This window comes from uncultured Microbacterium sp., from assembly GCF_963524805.1.
In the GTDB taxonomy this organism is placed as follows: Bacteria; Actinomycetota; Actinomycetes; order Actinomycetales; family Microbacteriaceae; genus Microbacterium.
This window is the reverse complement of the sequence record NZ_CAURGG010000017.1, coordinates 1-17,693: the sequence shown is the minus strand read 5'-3', so window position 1 is coordinate 17,693 and position 17,693 is coordinate 1. Positions and strand designations below refer to the sequence as shown.

General features: G+C 70.4%; 16 protein-coding genes. 4 read left to right on the top strand and 12 right to left on the bottom strand.

What is annotated here, in order from left to right; all coding sequences use genetic code 11:
• Positions 1-22: 22 nt before the first annotated feature.
• The 10 genes from RWQ91_RS17180 to RWQ91_RS17135 form a co-directional block, all read right to left on the bottom strand.
• Positions 23-469, bottom strand: coding sequence for a hypothetical protein (locus tag RWQ91_RS17180; protein ID WP_314508424.1), 447 nt, complete (start codon positions 467-469; stop codon positions 23-25).
• On the bottom strand, positions 466-1,701 hold the full coding sequence (locus tag RWQ91_RS17175; RefSeq protein ID WP_314508423.1) for a serine/threonine-protein kinase: 1,236 nt from the start codon (positions 1,699-1,701) through the stop codon (positions 466-468). Before RWQ91_RS17175 ends, RWQ91_RS17180 begins: the two co-directional genes overlap by 4 nt.
• 47 nt (positions 1,702-1,748) lie before the next feature.
• Positions 1,749-3,143 carry a serine/threonine-protein kinase gene (locus tag RWQ91_RS17170; RefSeq protein WP_314508421.1) on the bottom strand — a complete coding sequence of 465 codons (1,395 nt, stop codon included), beginning with the start codon at positions 3,141-3,143 and terminating at the stop codon, positions 1,749-1,751.
• A gap of 79 nt (positions 3,144-3,222) precedes the next feature.
• The gene (locus tag RWQ91_RS17165; protein ID WP_314508420.1) at positions 3,223-4,869 is read right to left on the bottom strand and encodes a molybdopterin-dependent oxidoreductase; all 1,647 of its coding nucleotides are present in this window, start codon (positions 4,867-4,869) and stop codon (positions 3,223-3,225) included.
• A gap of 183 nt (positions 4,870-5,052) precedes the next feature.
• Complete coding sequence (locus tag RWQ91_RS17160) at positions 5,053-6,612, bottom strand: SDR family oxidoreductase (protein WP_314508418.1); 1,560 nt, start codon at positions 6,610-6,612, stop codon at positions 5,053-5,055.
• Positions 6,613-6,622: 10 nt separating this feature from the next.
• The gene (locus RWQ91_RS17155) at positions 6,623-7,252 is read right to left on the bottom strand and encodes an N-acetyltransferase (protein WP_314508417.1); all 630 of its coding nucleotides are present in this window, start codon (positions 7,250-7,252) and stop codon (positions 6,623-6,625) included.
• A gap of 9 nt (positions 7,253-7,261) precedes the next feature.
• Positions 7,262-8,206, bottom strand: coding sequence for a formate dehydrogenase accessory sulfurtransferase FdhD (gene fdhD / locus RWQ91_RS17150; protein WP_314508416.1), 945 nt, complete (start codon positions 8,204-8,206; stop codon positions 7,262-7,264).
• Positions 8,207-8,227: 21 nt separating this feature from the next.
• Positions 8,228-8,614: an HNH endonuclease signature motif containing protein gene (locus RWQ91_RS17145; protein WP_314508415.1), complete on the bottom strand. Its 387-nt coding sequence runs from the start codon at positions 8,612-8,614 to the stop codon at positions 8,228-8,230.
• Positions 8,615-9,586: a DUF222 domain-containing protein gene (locus RWQ91_RS17140; protein WP_314508414.1), complete on the bottom strand. Its 972-nt coding sequence runs from the start codon at positions 9,584-9,586 to the stop codon at positions 8,615-8,617. It abuts the gene before it with no gap.
• 63 nt (positions 9,587-9,649) lie between these two features.
• Positions 9,650-10,255, bottom strand: coding sequence for a dihydrofolate reductase family protein (locus RWQ91_RS17135; protein ID WP_314508412.1), 606 nt, complete (start codon positions 10,253-10,255; stop codon positions 9,650-9,652).
• 121 nt (positions 10,256-10,376) lie between these two features.
• Between RWQ91_RS17135 and RWQ91_RS17130 the strand changes: the two genes are divergently transcribed.
• From RWQ91_RS17130 to RWQ91_RS17115, 4 genes are read left to right on the top strand one after another with little or no spacing between them, the layout of a single operon-like run.
• Positions 10,377-11,444 (top strand): zinc-dependent alcohol dehydrogenase family protein, encoded by a 1,068-nt coding sequence (locus tag RWQ91_RS17130; protein WP_314508410.1) that lies wholly within the window; start codon positions 10,377-10,379, stop codon positions 11,442-11,444.
• Positions 11,441-12,640 carry a gephyrin-like molybdotransferase Glp gene (glp, locus tag RWQ91_RS17125; protein WP_314508408.1) on the top strand — a complete coding sequence of 400 codons (1,200 nt, stop codon included), beginning with the start codon at positions 11,441-11,443 and terminating at the stop codon, positions 12,638-12,640. The genes RWQ91_RS17130 and glp overlap by 4 nt, the downstream gene beginning before the upstream one ends.
• Positions 12,641-12,653: 13 nt before the next feature.
• On the top strand, positions 12,654-13,253 hold the full coding sequence (locus RWQ91_RS17120) for an NTP transferase domain-containing protein (protein WP_314508406.1): 600 nt from the start codon (positions 12,654-12,656) through the stop codon (positions 13,251-13,253).
• Complete coding sequence (locus RWQ91_RS17115; protein ID WP_314508404.1) at positions 13,250-13,516, top strand: DUF6457 domain-containing protein; 267 nt, start codon at positions 13,250-13,252, stop codon at positions 13,514-13,516. The genes RWQ91_RS17120 and RWQ91_RS17115 overlap by 4 nt, the downstream gene beginning before the upstream one ends.
• On the opposite strand, the gene RWQ91_RS17110 is transcribed toward RWQ91_RS17115, so the two are convergent.
• Both RWQ91_RS17110 and RWQ91_RS17105 read right to left on the bottom strand, forming a co-directional pair.
• Positions 13,517-15,832 (bottom strand): FdhF/YdeP family oxidoreductase, encoded by a 2,316-nt coding sequence (locus tag RWQ91_RS17110; protein WP_314508403.1) that lies wholly within the window; start codon positions 15,830-15,832, stop codon positions 13,517-13,519.
• A gap of 147 nt (positions 15,833-15,979) precedes the next feature.
• Positions 15,980-17,693, bottom strand: a 1,714-nt coding sequence (locus RWQ91_RS17105; RefSeq protein WP_314508401.1) for a helicase HerA-like domain-containing protein, incomplete at its 5' end; no start/stop codon positions are given.

Genomic DNA, 17,693 nt, shown 5'->3' with positions numbered 1-17,693 from the left:
ACCGGCTGACGCTCGGGAGGTATCAGTCGTCCTCGCCTTTGCCTTTGCCTTTGCCCTTGCCCTTGTCGTCGTCCCCGTTGCCGTTGTTGTTGCCCGGCCCGGAGTTGTCGTTCCCCTCGTCGGTGACGCCGGGATCGACGGTGGGCTGCGGCGCGGGATCGACGCTCGGAAGCGGAGCGGGCTGCAGATCGGCGCGGACCGCGTCGATCGCCGACTGGATCGCGGTGGCGCGCTGCGTGCTCACGTCGCCGGCCGTCACCGCGGCGTCGAGCCGCTGCTGCAGCTCGTCCAAGCGGACCAGTGCGGTCGCCGCGTCGCCTGCGGAGGCGGATTCGGCGACTGCCACGACACCCTGCTGCAGCTCGGACGAGAGCTCGGGTGACAGGCTCGAGGGGGCAGGGGTGCAACCGGCGAGCACCCCGACGCACAGGACGAGGCCGGCGCCGACGGCAGCCAGACGGCGGATCATGGCGTCACCTCGTCCATCAGGTCCTGCAGGTGGGTCCCCAGCGGCTCCTCCACCTGCGGGAGGTCCGGCGGTGCCGTCGGCGTGGACCCCGAGCCATTCCAGACGACCACGGCAACGACCACGGCGGCGAGCACGAGAGCGATGCCGCCGGCGATGACCGCCCACCGGCGGCGCGCGGGAGACACAGTCAATCGCTCGGCGGGGGATGCCGGGCCTCCGGCCTCGCGAGACCCGAGCACGAGCGTCGCGTCGGCCGACGCAGGTGCGAGCACTTTGGTCGGCTCGGCGAGCAGGTCGGCGGCGGCGGGCGGCGGCGGCTTGGGCGGGACGACGAGGCCGGAGTCCGCGCCGGCGGTCATCGCCTGGGTGAGCTCCGCCTCGTCCGCACTGCTGTCGAGCACGCGGCCGCGTACCGACACCTCGAGTGCGGTCGGCCGATCCGCGGGGTTGATCGCCGTCATCGCCGTCAGGAGCGAGCGCCAGCCGTACCCCCAGTCGCCGGGAACGTCGGGCGGCGTGGTCAGACGCGCCGAGATCGCTTCGACCGGCGTGCGCCCCGCGAACGCACGCTGACCCGACAGGGCTTCGAGCAGGACGAGTCCGAGACTGTAGATGTCGGATGCGGGTGTCGGGGCGTGTCCGCGCACCTGCTCGGGCGAGATGTAGGCAGCCGTTCCGATCGCGGTACCGGGTGTGGTGACACGCGCCGAATCGATGAGGTAGGCGATCCCGAAGTCCGCGAGCACCGCGCGGAACGTGTGGTCGGGAGTCAACGGCGGGCGAAGCAGGATGTTCGCCGGCTTCACATCGCGGTGGATGATGCCCGCTTCATGAACGACGTGCAGCGCCTCGCCGAGGTCGGCGGCGAGGGAAGCGGCATCCGGGGTTCGCACGGGTCCGGCCGAGATGAGCGACGCGAGCGTGCCGCCGTCGATGTACTCCATGACCAGGTAGGCCCGGGCGTCGGCATCCAGTCGCGCATCGAACAGGGTCACGAGGGACGGGTGGCTCACGGAGGCGAGCAGACGCTTCTCCGATTCACGGCGAACGGCATCCGCGTCTTCGGTCGTGCCCGCCCAGAAGATCTTGATCGCGACGGTGCGGCCGAGCGCCTCGTCGGCTGCGCGCCAGACGGATCCCATTCCACCTTCACCGACGAGCTCTTCGAGTCGGTAGCGGCCGTCGAGCAGGTCTCCGGGCCGGGCGGGGCCGGACGATTGCAGTTCTGTCATCACCCACACCTTCTCACGCGGGCCCGGGACGGCCATTCGGTGGACCGTCAGTCGTTCTTGCCGTTCCCCTTGCCGTTGCCGGTCCCGTTGCCCTTGCCGTTGTTGTTGCCCGGGCCTGCATTCTCGTTGCCGCCGCCGGACGCGGGTTCGACGACGGTCTGCGGGTCGGTCGCCCCGGGTTCGGCGGGCGCGATCGAGCCTTCGTCGGCGACGAGGTCGGTCGCCGGCAGCGGCTCCACGGTCGGCGTGGGGTCCGAACCGGTCGAGGAATCAACCGTGTCCTCGACCTGCGGCAGCGGGGTGGGCGCCGGCGTGGCAGCCGCAGTCCCGAACCACGCCGTCAGGCCGATCATCCCCGCGGCGGCCGTGAGGCCGAGCGCGCCGACGAGGCGTCCGTTCCGGCGTCGACGCCGGCGGGCATCGATGGCCTGCGCGCGGGCGTCTCGGCGGGACGAACGACCAGCGACGACCGCCGCAGGGATCGCCGTCGGAGGGGCGGGCAGTGCGGTGGTCGGAGCATCCATGGTCACGCCGGCGGGCAGGATCAGGGAGCCTGCGGTCAGGTCGATGGGCATTGTCGATCCCGCGTCCGCGGGAGCAGCATCCAGCAGTCTCGCGCGCTCGGCCACCTCGACCGCGCGGGGACGGGAGTCGGCATCGAGCGCCGTCATGGCGCTGAGCAGGGACTTCCAGCCGTAGCCCCACTGGCCCGGCACGGTCGGGGCGGCCACGAGGCGCACCGAGATCGCCTCGATCGGCGTCTGCGCCGAGAATGCGCGCGAACCCGACAGCGCCTCCAGCAGGACGAGCCCGAGGCTGTAGATGTCGGACGCGGGCGTCGGGGGCTGCCCGCGAACCTGTTCGGGTGAGATGTAGGCGGCCGTGCCCATGGCGACGCCCGGAGTGGTCACCCGCGTCGCATCCGTGACGTGTGCGATGCCGAAATCGGCCAGCACCGCCTGGAACGTGTGCTCGGGAGTCAGCGGCGGCCGCAGCAGGATGTTCGCCGGCTTGACGTCGCGATGGATGATCCCCGCTTCGTGGACGACGTGCAGCGCCTCGGCCAGATCCGCCGCGAGGGATGCCGCGTCTCTCGGTCCGATCGGACCGCGGGCGATGAGCGAGGCGAGTGTGCCGCCCGGGATGTGCTCCATGACGAGGTACGACAGCTCGTCCTCCGCCAGGTGCGCGTCGTAGAGCGTGACCAGCGACGGATGGCTGACGGCGGCGAGCAGGCGCTTCTCCGACTCCCGCCGACTCGCGTCGGTCTGGTCGGCGGCGTGCGCCCAGAACACCTTCACGGCGACCGAGCGCTCGAGCGTGCGGTCGGTCGCCCGCCACACCGACCCCATTCCGCCTTCGCCGATCAGCTCTTCGAGCTGATAGCGACCGCCGAGCACGTCTCCGGGTCGGGCAGGACCGGAGAACCGCAGTTGATCCATCGTGCTCACCCTCGCACGCGGTCACCGTCGGGAATGGGTGCTTGACACGGCGACCGTATCGTGCGCGGCCCGCGGCGGATCAGCCTTTGACGACGATCAGCGTGCGCTGCCAGCCCGACGACCCGTCCGGCGCGATCGGCGCGCGCTCCTCGATCTGGGTGTCGCCGTTCTTGTTGACGGCCCGGACCGCGACGTAGTGCGTGCCGGCGGTCGCCTCCCAGTCGACGAACCACTGCACCCACGTGTCGTCGTTGATGGGCGTCGACAGCGTTGCCGGCTGCCAGTCGCCATCGTCGATGCTGACCTCGACGCGTTCGATGCCGACGGTCTGGGCCCAGGCGACGCCCGCGATCGGCGTGCGTCCGGCGGGGATCGCCTCGCCGGTGCGCGGAGTGTCGAGCCGGGACGAGAACTTGATCGGCGCCTTCGCGCTGTAGCCGCGCGGAGTCCAGTAGGCCTCGTCGGCATCGAAGGTGGTGACCTTCAGCTCGCTCAACCACTTCGTCGCGGACACGTAGCCGTACAGCCCGGGCACCACCATCCGCACGGGGAAGCCGTGTTCGAGGGGCAGGGGCTCGCCGTTCATGCCGATCGCGAGGATCGCGTCCAGGCCGTCATCGGTCAAGGACTCCAGCGGCGTCCCCGCGGTGAAGCCGTCGACGCTGCGGGAGAGCACCATGTCGGCACCGGACTTGGGTCCTGCGAGCGTGAGGACGTCCCGAATGGGGACTCCGAGCCAGGTCGCGTTTCCGAGCAGCTCACCGCCGACCTCGTTCGAGACGCACGTCAGGGTGATCGCATATTCGCTCGGTCCCATCGCGACGAGATCGTCGAAGCTCAGCTCCACGCGCTGATCGACCATGCCGTCGATGACGAGCCGCCAGGCGTCCGGGTCGATCGAGGGGACCGTCAGCGCGGTATCCACCCGGTAGAAGTCCGCGTTCGGCGTGAACAGCGGGGAGATTCCCGGGATGTCCAGCTCCGCTCCGGCGGGCACGGTGACTTTCGTGATCGGAGCAGGCAGTTTCAGCGCCTTGCGGACGGCGGAGATCGACGAGGCCGTCGTGTTGATGAGGGTCCGTGCTCCGACCCCGATGATGACCGCCGACGCTCCGGCGATCGCCGTGACCCGCAGGAACATCCGGCGATCGACGGATGCCGTCTTCTCGGCGCCCGTGGGGTGCACGGTCGGGCGCTCGACGGGTGCAGCGGCGTTGCCGGACTCTCCGGCTGCGAGAGCCTGCTCGGGGGCCGCCCACCGGCGCAGGCGCGCCGCCAGCAACCAGAGGATGAGGCATCCGGCGACCGTGCCGACGATCGGGGGAAGCGAAGCGAGCGGTGTCGCCGCCGCGCGCGTCACGATCGCGGCGACCGACAGCCCTCCGGCGACGATCAGCGCGACGACGCCCAGCGGGGGCCTGAGGAACTGCAGCACCCCTGCGATCGCGGAGGCGACCAGCACGGCGAGCGCCAAGCCGACCAGCAGGGCGATCTTGTCGTATTCACCGAAGGTCGCGATCGCGAACTCTTTGAAGGGCTGCGGCACGATGTCGATGACGAAGGATCCGACCGCGAGGATCGGGCTGCCTTCGCGCGCCACGAGCAGCGCCACCAGCTCGGCGGCGGCCAGGAACACTGCGGCGCTGACGACGCCCGATACCGCTGCCCAGAACAAGAACCAGAACCGGACCCGGAATCTCGTTCCCGCGTTCTTCGTCTTCGCCATCGTGGGGCCTCCGCGTCTGCGGGGTCTCCCCCTGGGCTTGTCGTGCGTGCCGTGTGCCTCTTGTTCGCTGCGAACCCTCAATCGGATTGCCTGCGGGCACGCCCGATCCGGGCTCGTCGACTTGTCGTATATGCCGGCGACACGCCGCCTTCTCAGCGCATATAGGGCAAGTCGACCGTGGGCTCAGGCGGTGGCGGCACCCTCGGCGGCGGCATCCGCAGCTTCTGCCGCGGCGGTGATGCTGCCCATCATGCCGGCGAAGATGAAGCCGTGGAACGGGAGCACGGCGAGCCAGTACAAGCGGCCGGCGAGGCCCAGGGGGAAGAAGATCGCCCGCTGGTCGTAGCGGGACCCGGTGCCGTCCGGGGCGACGCGCATCTCGAGCCAGGCGAGGCCGGGAACCTTCATCTCCGCACGCAGGCGCAGCAGGGACCCCGGTTCGATCGCCTCGACGCGCCAGAAGTCCACGGCGTCGCCGACCACGAGCCGGTCCCGATGGCGGCGGCCGCGGCGCAGGCCCACGCCACCGACGAGCTTGTCGGCCCAGCCGCGCAGGGCCCACAGCAGCGGGTTGGAGTACCAGCCGCGCTCGCCGCCGATGCCCTGGACGACCCGCCACAGCGCTTCGGGTGACGCCTTCGTCGTTGCAGTGCGCTTGTCGGTGAACACCGTCTTGCCGGCCCAGTCGGGGTCGTTCGGCAGCGGGTCGCTGGGCACGCCGAGCACCTCGCCGTCCTGCCAGCTCGTCTCGATCGCATCGAGCTTGACCTTGCCCAAGGCCAGGTCGACCGCCCGGCGGTAGGGGGTGAGACCTCCGTCGGGGCGGGGGATCAGGTCATCGACGTCGCGGTTCTTCACGACGCACTCGTTCTGCAGCGACTCCACGAGCGGCATCGCGACGCGCCGCGGAATGGGCGTCACGAGGTTGACCCAATGCGAGGCGAGCCGCGGTGTGAGCACCGGCAGTGCGGCGATCCCGCGCTGCTTCAGCCCCGCTTCGACGGCGTACCCGTTCATCATCTGGCCGTAGCGCAGCACGTCGGGTCCGCCGATGTCGACGGCGGTGTTCACGTCGGGGGCGACGCGTGCGGCGCCCAGCAGGTAATGCAGCACGTCGCGGACGGCGATCGGCTGGATGCGGTTGCGAACCCACTTGGGTGCGGGCATGTAGGGCAGCACCTCGGTGAGGTGGCGGACCATCTCGAACGAGGCGGAGCCCGAGCCGATCACCACGCCGGCCTGCAGCACCAGAGTGGGCACGCCGCTGTCGAGCAGGATCTGGCCCACCTCCACGCGCGAGCGCAGGTGCGGGGAGAGTTCGACGTCATCGGGATGCAGTCCCCCGAGGTACACGATCCGTCCGACGTGCGCTGCGGCGGAGGCTGCGGCCACCGTGGTGGCGGCATCCCGATCGGCGGCCTCGAAGCCCTTTCCCGCGCCCATCGAGTGGACGAGGTAGTAGAGGACATCGACATCGCGCGTGGCCTCGGCCATCGCTTTCGGGTCGGTGGCGTCGCCTTCGACGACCTCGACGCTGCTTCCCCAGTCGAACGCGGCGACGCGGTGCGCGTCGCGCGCCAGCACCCGTACGCGGTATCCGCCGTTCAGGAGGCGGGGCACGAGCCTGCCGCCGAGGTAGCCGGTCGCGCCGAGAACCAGAGCGCGCGGCTCGGTGCCGTCGGGGTCGCTGGGAAGGGCGCGCAGCGCCTCTTCCCGCCCGGTGGGTGCGGTGAGATCGTCCATCCTCGCCAGGCTACGCCCGGCCGGAAGCGCCCGGGTCGTCCGCGGTCAGATGCATCCCGAAGGCCTGGACGCCCTCGTGCGAGGGCAGCGGGCTGAAGCCGACGCGCCGGTAGAACGCCATTGCTCCGGTGTTGTCGGTGGAGGTCGCCAAGTGCAATCCGGTCACGCCCTGCTCGCGCAGCGCCGCGACCAGGGTGTCGATCAGGCGCCTGCCCCAACCACGGCCCTGCACTTCGGGCAGCAGGTCGATGTGCAGGTGCGCCGGGTACTGGTCGCCGTACGGCTCGGCGCCGCCCTTCCTGGAGTAGGCGTAGATCAGCGTGCCGTCCTGCCGGGACTCCTCTGCGTTCGGCCGGGGCCATCGGGCGCCACGGTGGGGCCACCACTCGTCGTGGAACCAGTCCTCGAAGTCCGTCGTGTCCGGTGTGCCGACGATGTAGCCGACGACGCGCCCGTCGTCCGCCTCCACGACGAAAGCGAGTTCCGGATGCCGGTGCACGTACGGCAGCACGAAGACCTCAGCCCAGATCGCGTCGTCGTCGAAGACTCCGGTCGCGTCGGCTCCGGCATCCGCGGTCCGCAGGCAGACCTCGGCGACCGCGTCTTCGTCGCCGCTGCGGAAGGGTCGGATGCGGGGCATCGGATGAGTCTAGGTCCGTGCGGCGGCGACCGTTTCGACCGCGGTGCGTGCGGGAGCCTCGTGCCGCACGCGCTCGTCGTGGGTGTAGATGTTCATCGACTCGCCGCGCAGGAAGCCGATGAGCGTGAGCCCCGACGCGGCGGCGAGTTCGACCGCGAGCGACGAGGGCGCCGATACGGCGGCGAGGATCGGGATGCCGGCCATGACAGCCTTCTGCACGAGTTCGAAGCTGGCACGGCCCGACACCTGGAGGACGACTCCGCGCAGGGGCAGGCGATCGTTCAGCACCGCCCAGCCCACGACCTTGTCGACGGCGTTGTGACGCCCGACGTCCTCGCGCAGCACCAGGAGCTCGCCCGTCGCCGCGTCGAAGAGCGCTGCCGCGTGCAGTCCGCCGGTCTTGTCGAAGACCGCCTGCTGCGCTCGGAGCGCGACCGGGAATCCGACCAGGGTCGCGGCATCCAGCGTCACCCCGTCGGCGGCGACGTCGTAGGCAGAAACCGTTTCGACGGCGTCGATGGACGCCTTTCCGCACAGTCCGCAGGAGCTGGTCGTGTAGAAGTTGCGCGCCAAGTCGGGATCGGGCGGACGCACACCCGGCGCCAGCGTGATGTCGAGCACGTTGTAGGTGTTCCCGTCCGCGGGTGCGCCGACGGAGATGCCGGTGATCGGACCGCCGGTGCCGGGTCCGCCGGTGCCGGGACCGCCGGTGCCGGGTCCGCCGCAGTGGATCGCGGAGCGGAACTGATCGCCACGCGAGATGACGCCTTCGGAGACGAGGAAGCCGGCGGCGAGCTCGACGTCGTGGCCGGGGGTGCGCATCGTGATCGCGAGCGAGAGGCCGCCGACGCGGATCTCGAGCGGCTCTTCGACGGCGAGCGTGTCGGAGCGTCTGATGGGATCGGCGCCGACCGTGAGCTTGGTCACGGGGCGCCGCACAGTGATTCGACCCATATCGTCAGCCTACGCGCGTGCTCAGAAGGGGGGCGGGTCGCCGTAGGGCTGCACTCGGAAGACCGGAACCCGGCGCTCCGGCTCCACGACATATCGTCGTCCGGTCGGAGAGATCCACTCGACAGCGCCGTAGCTTCCCTCGACATCGCGGACCGTCCACCCGCCGTGGTGCTTGACGATGTGATGGCCCTTGCAGAACGGGTTGAGGTTGTCGAGACGTGTGTGTCCCCCGTGCTCCCATGCGACACGATGGTCGATCTCGCAGCGGGATGCCGGCATCCCGCATCCCGGTCCCATGCAGCGGTCGGCGCGCCACTTCACTAGCCTGCGCAGGCTCGGTGGGGGCGAGTATCGGTCGCGCCCCACCGAGAGCACCATGCCGGTCTCGGGGTGGGTCAGGACTCGCATTTACCCGTCCGCTCCCGCCGCGAGTTCACGCGCTCGGTCGATCGGAATGGGGCCGATTCCCTCGACCAGCGCGGGCTCGCCGCCGGCCGGTCCGTCCGCCAGCAGGGCGAGCACAGGAACCGTGACGGCCACGGTCGCCCGAATCCCTCGGGCGTTCTCCGGGTGCACGTCGGTCTCGCCCTCGATGAGGAGGTCGGCGATGACATCTGCTCGAATCTGGTCGAGCGTCCGGGTCTCGCCCTCCTCGGCGAGGATCACTTTCGCGATTCTGGTGGCGCGATCCCAGATCGCATGCGCCTCGACAGCGGGCATGAGCGTCATGACCCACGTCATCGCATCCTCGTCCTGCTGCAGCACGACTCGGCGCCGCCGGAGTGCGTGCTCGTGCCGTTCCGTGAGCGTCTGGGCCCGCACCGTGTCTATCAAGGCGCGAAGGCGCCGACGGAAGGCACCGACGGGCTGCGTCTCCGCGAGCTCGATCGCCGACGTCAGGACCTGCTCTCGAAGTGGCTCCTCGAGCTCCTGCAGCGACTCGACGACAAGCCGCGCGTGTCGCTCGGTCATCCGTGCACTCGCGAAGGAGTCGAGCACCTCGGGATACCGCTCGACGAGCGCTTCGCCGAGGGCCAGCATGCCGCCGGCCTCACCCTCGGTGATTCGCAGCGCGGCCGCGATCTCGAGCCGCACCGACCTCTCGACCACCTCGTTCACGGAGCGGCCCTGGCGAGCGGCATCCGCGAGGGCCTCTCGCCGGAGCACGTTGACGCCGATGAGCTTCTGGGCCGCCTGCATCGTCATCATGTCGGCGATCTCGATCAGGTGATCCAGGGTGTCGGGGGCATCGAACGCCGCCTGCGCACGTGCTTCGTCAACTGCTCGGGATTCCTCGCACTCCGCACCGCTGAGGTCGTGGGCCGCCCACGCCTCTTCCGGACCTTGCCGGTCGGGAGGAAGGTGAGGGTCGAAGAACATGGTCTTAGGCTAGAACATACCTACGACATTTCCTCGAACGCGAGCACCGCTGCGTACGGCCGCTCAGCCCACCCGCCGGTACCTGATGTGCGTCGCCAGGGGCGAGTGCAGCACCTCGACGGGCTCGAGCGCGAACTCGTCGAGGTCCGAGAAGATCCGCTCCCCGGAGCCGAGCAGCACCGGGGCAACATCGAGCGTCAGCTCGTCGACGACGCCGGCCGCGAGCGCCTGCCGAACTGTGGAGGCTCCTCCCGCGATGTCGACACCGCCGCCTCCCTCAACCTTCAGAGCGCGGGCGTACGCGGCGTCGAAGCCGTCGGTCACGAAGAAGAACGTCGTGCCGCCCTCCATCTCGATGGGCTCGCGCGGGTGATGGGTGAGCACGAAGACGGGCGCGTGGTACGGCGGCTCGGGGCCCCACCAGCCGCGCCAGTCGTCCTCCCACTCGCCGCGTATGGGTCCGAACATGTTCCGCCCCATCACATACGCCCCGCGTGGCCGCATCAGCCAGCCCGTGGCGATCTCGTCAGCCTCTGTCGCACGTTCGTCGCCGATGTGCCAGCGATGCACCTCCAACCCGCCCACGCCGAGCGGGTTCTCCCGACTCTGATGCGGCCCGGCGACGAAGCCGTCCATCGATATGGACATGTGACAGGTCGTATCCGGCATCCGCAATCCCTCTTCCCGACCGTCCCTGGCCGCCATGGCCGGGGCTGGCCGCAATCTACCCCACCCTCCGGACAGCGATCCATCCAGCGGCTCGAGTGCGCAGCCCGTCTACGATCGCAGAGTGCAGGCAATCAGCTATGACGCCTACAGGAGCACGCCCGCGCTCGTCGAGGTCGACGAGCCGGTGTGCGCCGACGACGGCGTCGTGATCGAAGTGCGAGCCACCGGGGTGTGCCGTTCGGACTGGCACGCCTGGCAGGGTCACGACCCGGTGGCGCTGCCCCAGATTCCGGGCCACGAGTTCGCCGGCGTCGTCGTCGCCGTCGGTTCCGACGTGACCTCGTGCACGATCGGCGATCGGGTCACAGTGCCCTTCGTCTGCGGCTGCGGCCGCTGCGCATGGTGCCTCGCGGGCGACGGCCAGATCTGCCCGGATCAGGAGCAGCCCGGGTTCACCATGCCCGGCTCTTTCGCCCAGCTCGTCGCCATCCCGGCGGCCGACTTCAACGTGGTGCACCTGCCCGACGACATCGACTTCGTCGCAGCGGCATCGCTGGGCTGCCGCTTCGCCACGGCGTATCGTGCGATCACCGTCCACGGACGCGTCCAGTCCGGAGACTGGGTCGCCGTTCACGGATGCGGCGGCGTGGGACTGTCCGCCGTCATGATCGCCGCCGCGCTCGGCGCCCGCGTGATCGCGGTCGACCGATCGCACGCGGCCCTCGCCCGGGCACGGGAACTCGGGGCCGAGGTCACTCTCGACGCGGACGATGACCCGGCCGGACGCATCAGGGCCGTCACCGGCGACGGCGCGGCCGTGTCGCTGGATGCGGTCGGCTCGCCCCCTGCGGCGGTGGCCTCGATCTGGTCCCTCCGCCCCCGCGGCCGGCACGTGCAGATCGGGCTGCTGCTGGGCGACGACGCCGACGTCGCCCTTCCGATGGGGCGCATCATCGCCAACGAGCTCGAGATCTACGGATCGCACGGCATGGCCGCACGCGACTATGCCGGGATGCTGCACCTCGTCGCCTCCGGAGCCCTTCGGCCGGACCGGCTCGTGGGCGAGGTCATCGGCCTGGCCGACGCCGGAGCGGCCCTGGCCGCCATGAGCGCACCCTCACCCGGACACGGCGTGACGGTCGTGGAGCTCCCCTCTCGGAACGGTGCCGAAGGAACGGCGCACCCATGATCAGCGTCGAGGAGCACCTGGCGTCGATCCTGAGCGCGGTCCGACCGCTCGATCGGCTCACGCTCCCCCTGGCGGATGCTCTCGGGCTGACGGTCGTCGAACCCGTCGCCGCGGCCGTCGATCTGCCCCTCTTCGACAACTCGGCCATGGACGGGTTCGCCGTGCACTTCTCCGACGTCGCAACGGCGAGCGCGGCATCCCCCGCCCTGCTCCGCGTCGTGGCGGACCTCGCCGCCGGGAGCGCCGCCGACCCCGCGATCGCCTGCGGCGAGGCGGTGCGCATCATGACCGGCGCGCCCGTGCCCACGGACGCGGACACGATCGTCCCGTTCGAAGCGACCGCAGGGGGCCTCGCCGACTCGCTGGGCACCGCTCGCGTGACCCAAGCACCCCGAGGACCGGGCGCCCACATCCGGCGGCGCGGAGAGGACTGCCCCGCCGGCGCGGAGCTCGTGCCGGCGGGAGTCGCACTGGGTCCGCTGCAGCTGTCGGCGCTCGCCGCCGCCAACGTGGCCTCGGTCGCCGTCAGCCGGCGGCCGCGCGTCGCCGTGATCGCCACGGGCTCCGAGCTCGTCCGCCCGGGCTCGCCGCTGCCCCGAGGCCGCATCCCCGAGTCCAACTCCCTGCTGCTGGCGGCACTGTGCAGCCGCAGCGGCGCCGAGGTCGTGCTGCGCACGACGGTGGGCGACGTCGACGACGACCTGCGCCGCGCGCTGGACGAGGCGACCGACGCCGGCGCGGATGTCATCGTGACATCGGGCGGCGTGAGCGCCGGCGCGTTCGAGGTCGTCAAGACCGCCGTCTCGGAGATGCGCTTCGTGCAGGTCGCGATGCAGCCAGGGCGACCGCAGGGGTTCTCGCCCGGTGATCCGCTGATGTTCGGTCTGCCGGGCAATCCGGTGAGCGCGGCGGTGTCGTTCGAGGCGTTCGTCCGACCGGCGCTGCTGGCCATGCAGGGTCGCGCCGAAACCGGCCGTCGGATGCTGCGCCTCCCCGCCTCCGTCGGATGGCGCTCGCCCCGGGAACGACGGCAGTACCTGCCGATCCGGATCGTGGAGGGCGCTGTCGCGCCGGCCACTCCACAGGGATCGCACCGCGCGGGCGGCCTGGCGGGCGCAGAAGGGTACGCGGTCGTCCCGGCCGAGGTCGAGCACATCGCCGCCGGAGACCTCGTCGATGTCCTCCTCCTCGAGTGAGCGGCGCGTGCGGATGACGGAGGCGATCGGTGCGATCCTGCTGGCCGGGGGGCGCGGATCCCGCATGGGCGGCATCCACAAGCCGCTGCTGGAGGTCGGGGGAACCACGCTGCTGGATGCCGCGCTCCGCGCCGCGCGCGCAGCGGGCAGCGACCCCGTCATCGTGGTGGGCCCGCACCACGACGCATACGCCGGTGTGACCTGGGTTCGCGAGGATCCGCCCTTCACCGGTCCGGCGGCCGCGATCGTCGCCGCCCTGCCGTCCCTGACCGCGCCGTGGACGCTCGTGCTGGCGTGCGATCTGACGCGCGCGTCGGAGGTCGTGCGGGTTCTGGGCGCCGCCCCGCGAGGGCACGACGGGGTCTGCCTCGTCGATGAGTCCGGGCGTCGCCAGTGGCTCGCCGGGCTCTACCGCACTGCGGCGCTGCACGATGCGGCGGCAGCGATCCCGGATGCCGGCCGCGATGCGTCGGTGCGCGCGCTCCTGGGGGGATTGGCGATCACCGAGGTCGCGGCATCCGCTGCCGTCGCATTCGATATCGACACGTGGGACGATCTGAACACGGCGCGCAGTGCGGCGCGCGAATCGGGCGGCATGGAGGAGGAATCATGAGTGAGCGACTGCCACCGGAAGCGCTGGACGCGTGGGCCGAGGCGCTGCGCGAGCTGTTCGGACTGCAGCCCGAGGACATCCCGATCCCGGTCATCCTCGACCTGGCCCGCGACGTCGCGGAGGGCGTGGCAAGACCTGCCGCCCCGCTCAGCGCGTTCGTCGCCGGTCTTGCGGCGGGCCGTGCGGGCGGCACGCCCGAGCAGGTGCGCCGCACCGTCTCGGAGATCACCTCGCTCGCCGACGGCTGGCACGATCGCGACTGATCAGGCGGCGCGGCGCTCGAGCCGCACGATCACCGACTTCGAGGTGGGGGTGCCGCTGACGTCGGCCGTGGAGTCCAGCGGCACGAGGACGTTCGTCTCGGGATAGTACGCAGCGGCGTTGCCCCGGGGCGTGGAATAGGCGACGATCCGGAACTCCTCGGCGCGGCGCTCGACGCCGTCGCGCCACTCCGAGACGAGATCGACGATGTCACCCTCGACGAATCCCAGCTTCTGGATGTCTTTGGCGTTCACGAGGATCACCCGGCGTCCGCCGTGGATGCCGCGGTACCGGTCGTCCTTGCCGTAGATCGTCGTGTTGTACTGATCGTGCGACCGCAGCGTCTGCAGCAGCAGCCGCCCGTCGGGGATGAACGGATACTCGAGCGGGTTGGCCGTGAACACGGCTCTGCCGGAGTCCGTCGCGAAGTGGCGGTCATCGCGCGGCGCGTTGGGCAGATACAGCGTGCGGCCCTTCGCGATCTTCGCCTCGAAGTCGTCGAAGCCGGGCACCACTCTCGAGATGTGATCCCGGATGCCGGTGTAGTCGTGCTCGAGAGCGCTCCAGTCTGCCCGCGGCACGTTGTCGCGACCCTCGAAGACCATGGCGCACAGCCGGGCGACGATCGCGACCTCGCTCAGCATGTCCTCCGATGGCGGCACGAGGCGTCCCCGCGACGCGTGCACCGCACTCATGGAGTCCTCGACCGTCACTCGCTGCTCGCCGCCGCCGCGCACATCGCGGTCCGTGCGACCGAGGGTGGGCAGGATGATCGCGCGGCGCCCCGTCACGACATGCGAGCGGTTCAGCTTCGTGGAGACCTGCACCGTCAGATCGACGTTGCCGAGGGCCGCCTCCACCACGGTGGTGTCGGGCGTCGCCGAGACGAAGTTGCCGCCCATCGCCATGAACACGCGCGCCTTGCCGTCCCGCATGGCGCGGATCGCCTCGACGGTGTCGTAGCCGTGCTTGCGCGGCGCGTGGAAGGCGAACTCGTCGTCGAGCCACTGCAGGAAGTGCTCGGCGGGCTTCTCGTAGATGCCCATCGTCCGATCGCCCTGCACGTTCGAGTGGCCCCGCACCGGACACACGCCTGCCCCGGGCCGGCCGATGTTGCCCTGCAGCAGAAGGACGTTCACGACATCGCGCAGGGTCGCCACGGAGTGCTTGTGCTGGGTCAATCCCATCGCCCAGCACACGATCGTGGACTTCGACGTGCGCACGCGCTCCGCCACTCGGCGCAGCGCCTTCTCGGGAACCCCGGTCGCGGCGACCAGCTCGCGCCATGGCACCGCCGCCACAGCCGCCGCGTACGAGCCGAAACCGGTGGTGTACTCGTCGATGAAGTCGCGGTCGAGGACTCCGCCCTCACGATCGTCGACCTCCAGCAGGTGCTTGCCGATCGCCTGGAACAGCGCCTGGTCGCCGCCGAGCCGGATCTGCACGAACTCGTCGGCGAGCTTCGTGCCGCCGAAGGCGACGCCGCGCGGCGTCTGCGGGTTCTCGAAGCGCATCAGTCCGGCCTCGGGCAGCGGATTGACCGCGACGATCGTCGCCCCGTTGCGCTTGGCCTTCTCGAGCGCGCTCAGCATGCGCGGGTGGTTCGTTCCCGGGTTCTGGCCGGCGACGATGAGCAGGTCTGCGTTGTGGATGTCTTCGATCGAGACCGTGCCCTTGCCGATTCCGAGCGTCTCGACCAGCGCCGATCCACTGGACTCATGGCACATGTTCGAGCAGTCGGGAAGGTTGTTGGTTCCGAGCCCGCGGACGAGCAGCTGGTACAGGAACGCGGCTTCGTTCGACGTGCGGCCCGATGTGTAGAAGATCGCCTCATCGGGGTCGTCGAGCTCGCGCAGGGCCGTTGCGATCTGCTTCAGCGCGGCATCCCACGAGATCGGCCGGTAGTGCCTCGCGCCACCGTCTGCATCGGCGCCGTCGAGCATCATCGGCTGGGTCAGCCGGCCCTGCTGGCCCAGCCACCAGTCGTCGTGACCGCGCAGCTCGTCGATGGAGTGCTCGGCGAAGAACTCCGGCGTCACGCGGCGCACCGTCGCCTCCTCGGCGACCGCCTTCGCGCCGTTCTCGCAGAATTCCGCGATGTGGCGCTTCTCCTCTTCAGGCCATGCGCAGCCGGGGCAGTCGAAGCCGTCCTTCTGGTTCACGCGCAGAAGCGTCTCCACGCTGCGCTTGACGCCCATCTGGTCGTTCGAGATCTTCAGCGCGTGCAGCACCGCAGGCACACCGACGGCGACCTTCTTGCGTCCGGTGACGTGCACCGCGGACTCGTCGATGTCTGCTTTCGGGGGCTTCGTCGCCATGGATCCCATGCTACGCCGCGGCGGGGGGAATCCCTCTGAGCAGAGGTATCCCCGGGCACCTTCCTCTTGTCGACTTGTCGTATATGTCGGCGCGCCTCGGCGTGTCGCCGACATATACGACAAGTCGACGAGGGGGGAAGGCGCGGGTCAGCGCCGGCCGGTGCCGAACATCCCGCGGATGACGCCGGTGAGGATCGTCTGCGTGGACTTCGACCCGAGGATCTGCTCGAGCGGCGACTTCTGGGTGCTGCGCGAGGTGCGGGTGGTGCCGGAGGTCTTCTTGAGCAGCCGGTCGTACTCCGCCTGCGCCTTCTTGTCGGCGGCTGCCTTCGCCTTGTCGATCGCCGCCTGCTGCTTGGCGTACTCCGCATCGGTTTTCGCCTTGGCCAGCGCCGCCTCCTCGGCGGCCGCGGCCTCGTTCGCCGCGTTCATCCGCGCGGTGAGGATCTCGCGCGCCGACTCGCGGTCGATCGCGGTGCCGTACTTCGGCATGAGGGGGGATGCCGCCACCGCGGCGTCGATCGCGGCATCCGGCGTCGGCGACATGAGCCCCTGCGGCGCGCGCAGCCGCGTCCATGCCACGGGCGTGGGCGCGCCCTTCTCGCTCATGACCGTGACGATCGCCTCACCGGTCCCGAGCTCCTGCAGCACGCGTTCCAGGTCGTAGCCCGATCGCGGGTACGTCCCGACTGTCGCCCGCAGCGCCTTGGCGTCGTCGGGGGTGAAGGCGCGCAGCGCGTGCTGGACGCGCGAGCCGAGCTGCGCCAGCACGTCGGACGGCACGTCCTTGGGTGTCTGCGTCACGAAGAAGACGCCCACGCCCTTCGAACGGATCAGGCGCACGGTCTGCACGATCGCGGAGGTGAAGTCCTTCGAGGCGTCCGTGAAGAGCAGGTGCGCCTCGTCGAAGAAGAAGACCAGCTTCGGCTTGTCGAGGTCGCCGACCTCGGGCAGGATTTCGAAGAGTTCGGCGAGCAGATACATCAGGAACGTGGAGAACAGCGCGGGCTTGTCGGCGACGCCCGGCACCTCGAGCAGGCTGATGATTCCGCGACCGTCCGGTGCGGAGCGCAGGAACTCGCGCACATCGAACTCGGGTTCGCCGAAGAACACGTCTGCTCCGCCGTCGGCGAACGTGATGAGCTCCCGGAGGATGACGCCGGCCGTCGCGGCCGACAGCCCGCCGAGCTCCTTGAGCTCGGCCTTGCCGTCCGCGCTGGTCAGATAGCTCAGCACCGCCCGCAGATCGGAGAGATCCACCAGCGCCAGTCCGTTGGCATCGGCGTAGTGGAAGACCAGCCCGAGACTCGACTCCTGCGTCTCGTTCAGGCCCAGCACCTTGCTCAGCAGCAGGGGCCCGAAGCCCGAAACCGTCGCGCGCACCGGCACGCCCTTGCCGATGCCTCCCAGCGCGTAGTACTCCGTGACGGATGCCGCCGGGACCCAGTCCTGGCCGATCGCCTGGGTCCGCGCGAGCAGCTTCTCGCTCGACTGCCCCGGCGTGGCGACTCCGGACAGATCGCCTTTGATGTCCGCGGCGAAGACCGGCACGCCCTTGGCCGCCAGCTGCTCGGCGAGGCCCTGGAGCGTGCGCGTCTTGCCGGTTCCCGTGGCGCCGGCGACCAGACCATGCCGGTTCATCATGCCGAGGGGGATGCGGATCTGCGCCTGCTCCACCGCATCGCCGTTCATCAGTGCGCCGAGATCGAGCGTCTCGGAGGCGAAGGTGTACCCCGTGATCACGGCCTGCACCTGCTCGGCGTCCAGCGGACCGGCGGGGCTCGCGTCCCCGGGATTCGCCGGCGGCGGCGCGGCGGGCGGCCCGGCCGCCGGCTCCGCAGCTGGCACCGCAGGGGCGCCA

Excerpts from the sequence above, each read along its gene's own strand:
- RWQ91_RS17180 (WP_314508424.1), bottom strand. The coding sequence starts at position 469 with ATGATCCGCCGTCTGGCTGCCGTCGGCGCCGGCCTCGTCCTGTGCGTC.
- RWQ91_RS17175 (WP_314508423.1), bottom strand. The coding sequence starts at position 1,701 with ATGACAGAACTGCAATCGTCCGGCCCCGCCCGGCCCGGAGACCTGCTC.
- RWQ91_RS17170 (WP_314508421.1), bottom strand. The coding sequence starts at position 3,143 with ATGGATCAACTGCGGTTCTCCGGTCCTGCCCGACCCGGAGACGTGCTC.
- RWQ91_RS17165 (WP_314508420.1), bottom strand. The coding sequence starts at position 4,869 with ATGGCGAAGACGAAGAACGCGGGAACGAGATTCCGGGTCCGGTTCTGG.
- RWQ91_RS17160 (WP_314508418.1), bottom strand. The coding sequence starts at position 6,612 with ATGGACGATCTCACCGCACCCACCGGGCGGGAAGAGGCGCTGCGCGCC.
- RWQ91_RS17155 (WP_314508417.1), bottom strand. The coding sequence starts at position 7,252 with ATGCCCCGCATCCGACCCTTCCGCAGCGGCGACGAAGACGCGGTCGCC.
- fdhD (WP_314508416.1), bottom strand. The coding sequence starts at position 8,206 with ATGGGTCGAATCACTGTGCGGCGCCCCGTGACCAAGCTCACGGTCGGC.
- RWQ91_RS17145 (WP_314508415.1), bottom strand. The coding sequence starts at position 8,614 with ATGCGAGTCCTGACCCACCCCGAGACCGGCATGGTGCTCTCGGTGGGG.
- RWQ91_RS17140 (WP_314508414.1), bottom strand. The coding sequence starts at position 9,586 with ATGTTCTTCGACCCTCACCTTCCTCCCGACCGGCAAGGTCCGGAAGAG.
- RWQ91_RS17135 (WP_314508412.1), bottom strand. The coding sequence starts at position 10,255 with ATGCCGGATACGACCTGTCACATGTCCATATCGATGGACGGCTTCGTC.
- glp (WP_314508408.1), top strand. The coding sequence starts at position 11,441 with ATGATCAGCGTCGAGGAGCACCTGGCGTCGATCCTGAGCGCGGTCCGA.
- RWQ91_RS17120 (WP_314508406.1), top strand. The coding sequence starts at position 12,654 with ATGACGGAGGCGATCGGTGCGATCCTGCTGGCCGGGGGGCGCGGATCC.
- RWQ91_RS17115 (WP_314508404.1), top strand. The coding sequence starts at position 13,250 with ATGAGTGAGCGACTGCCACCGGAAGCGCTGGACGCGTGGGCCGAGGCG.
- RWQ91_RS17110 (WP_314508403.1), bottom strand. The coding sequence starts at position 15,832 with ATGGCGACGAAGCCCCCGAAAGCAGACATCGACGAGTCCGCGGTGCAC.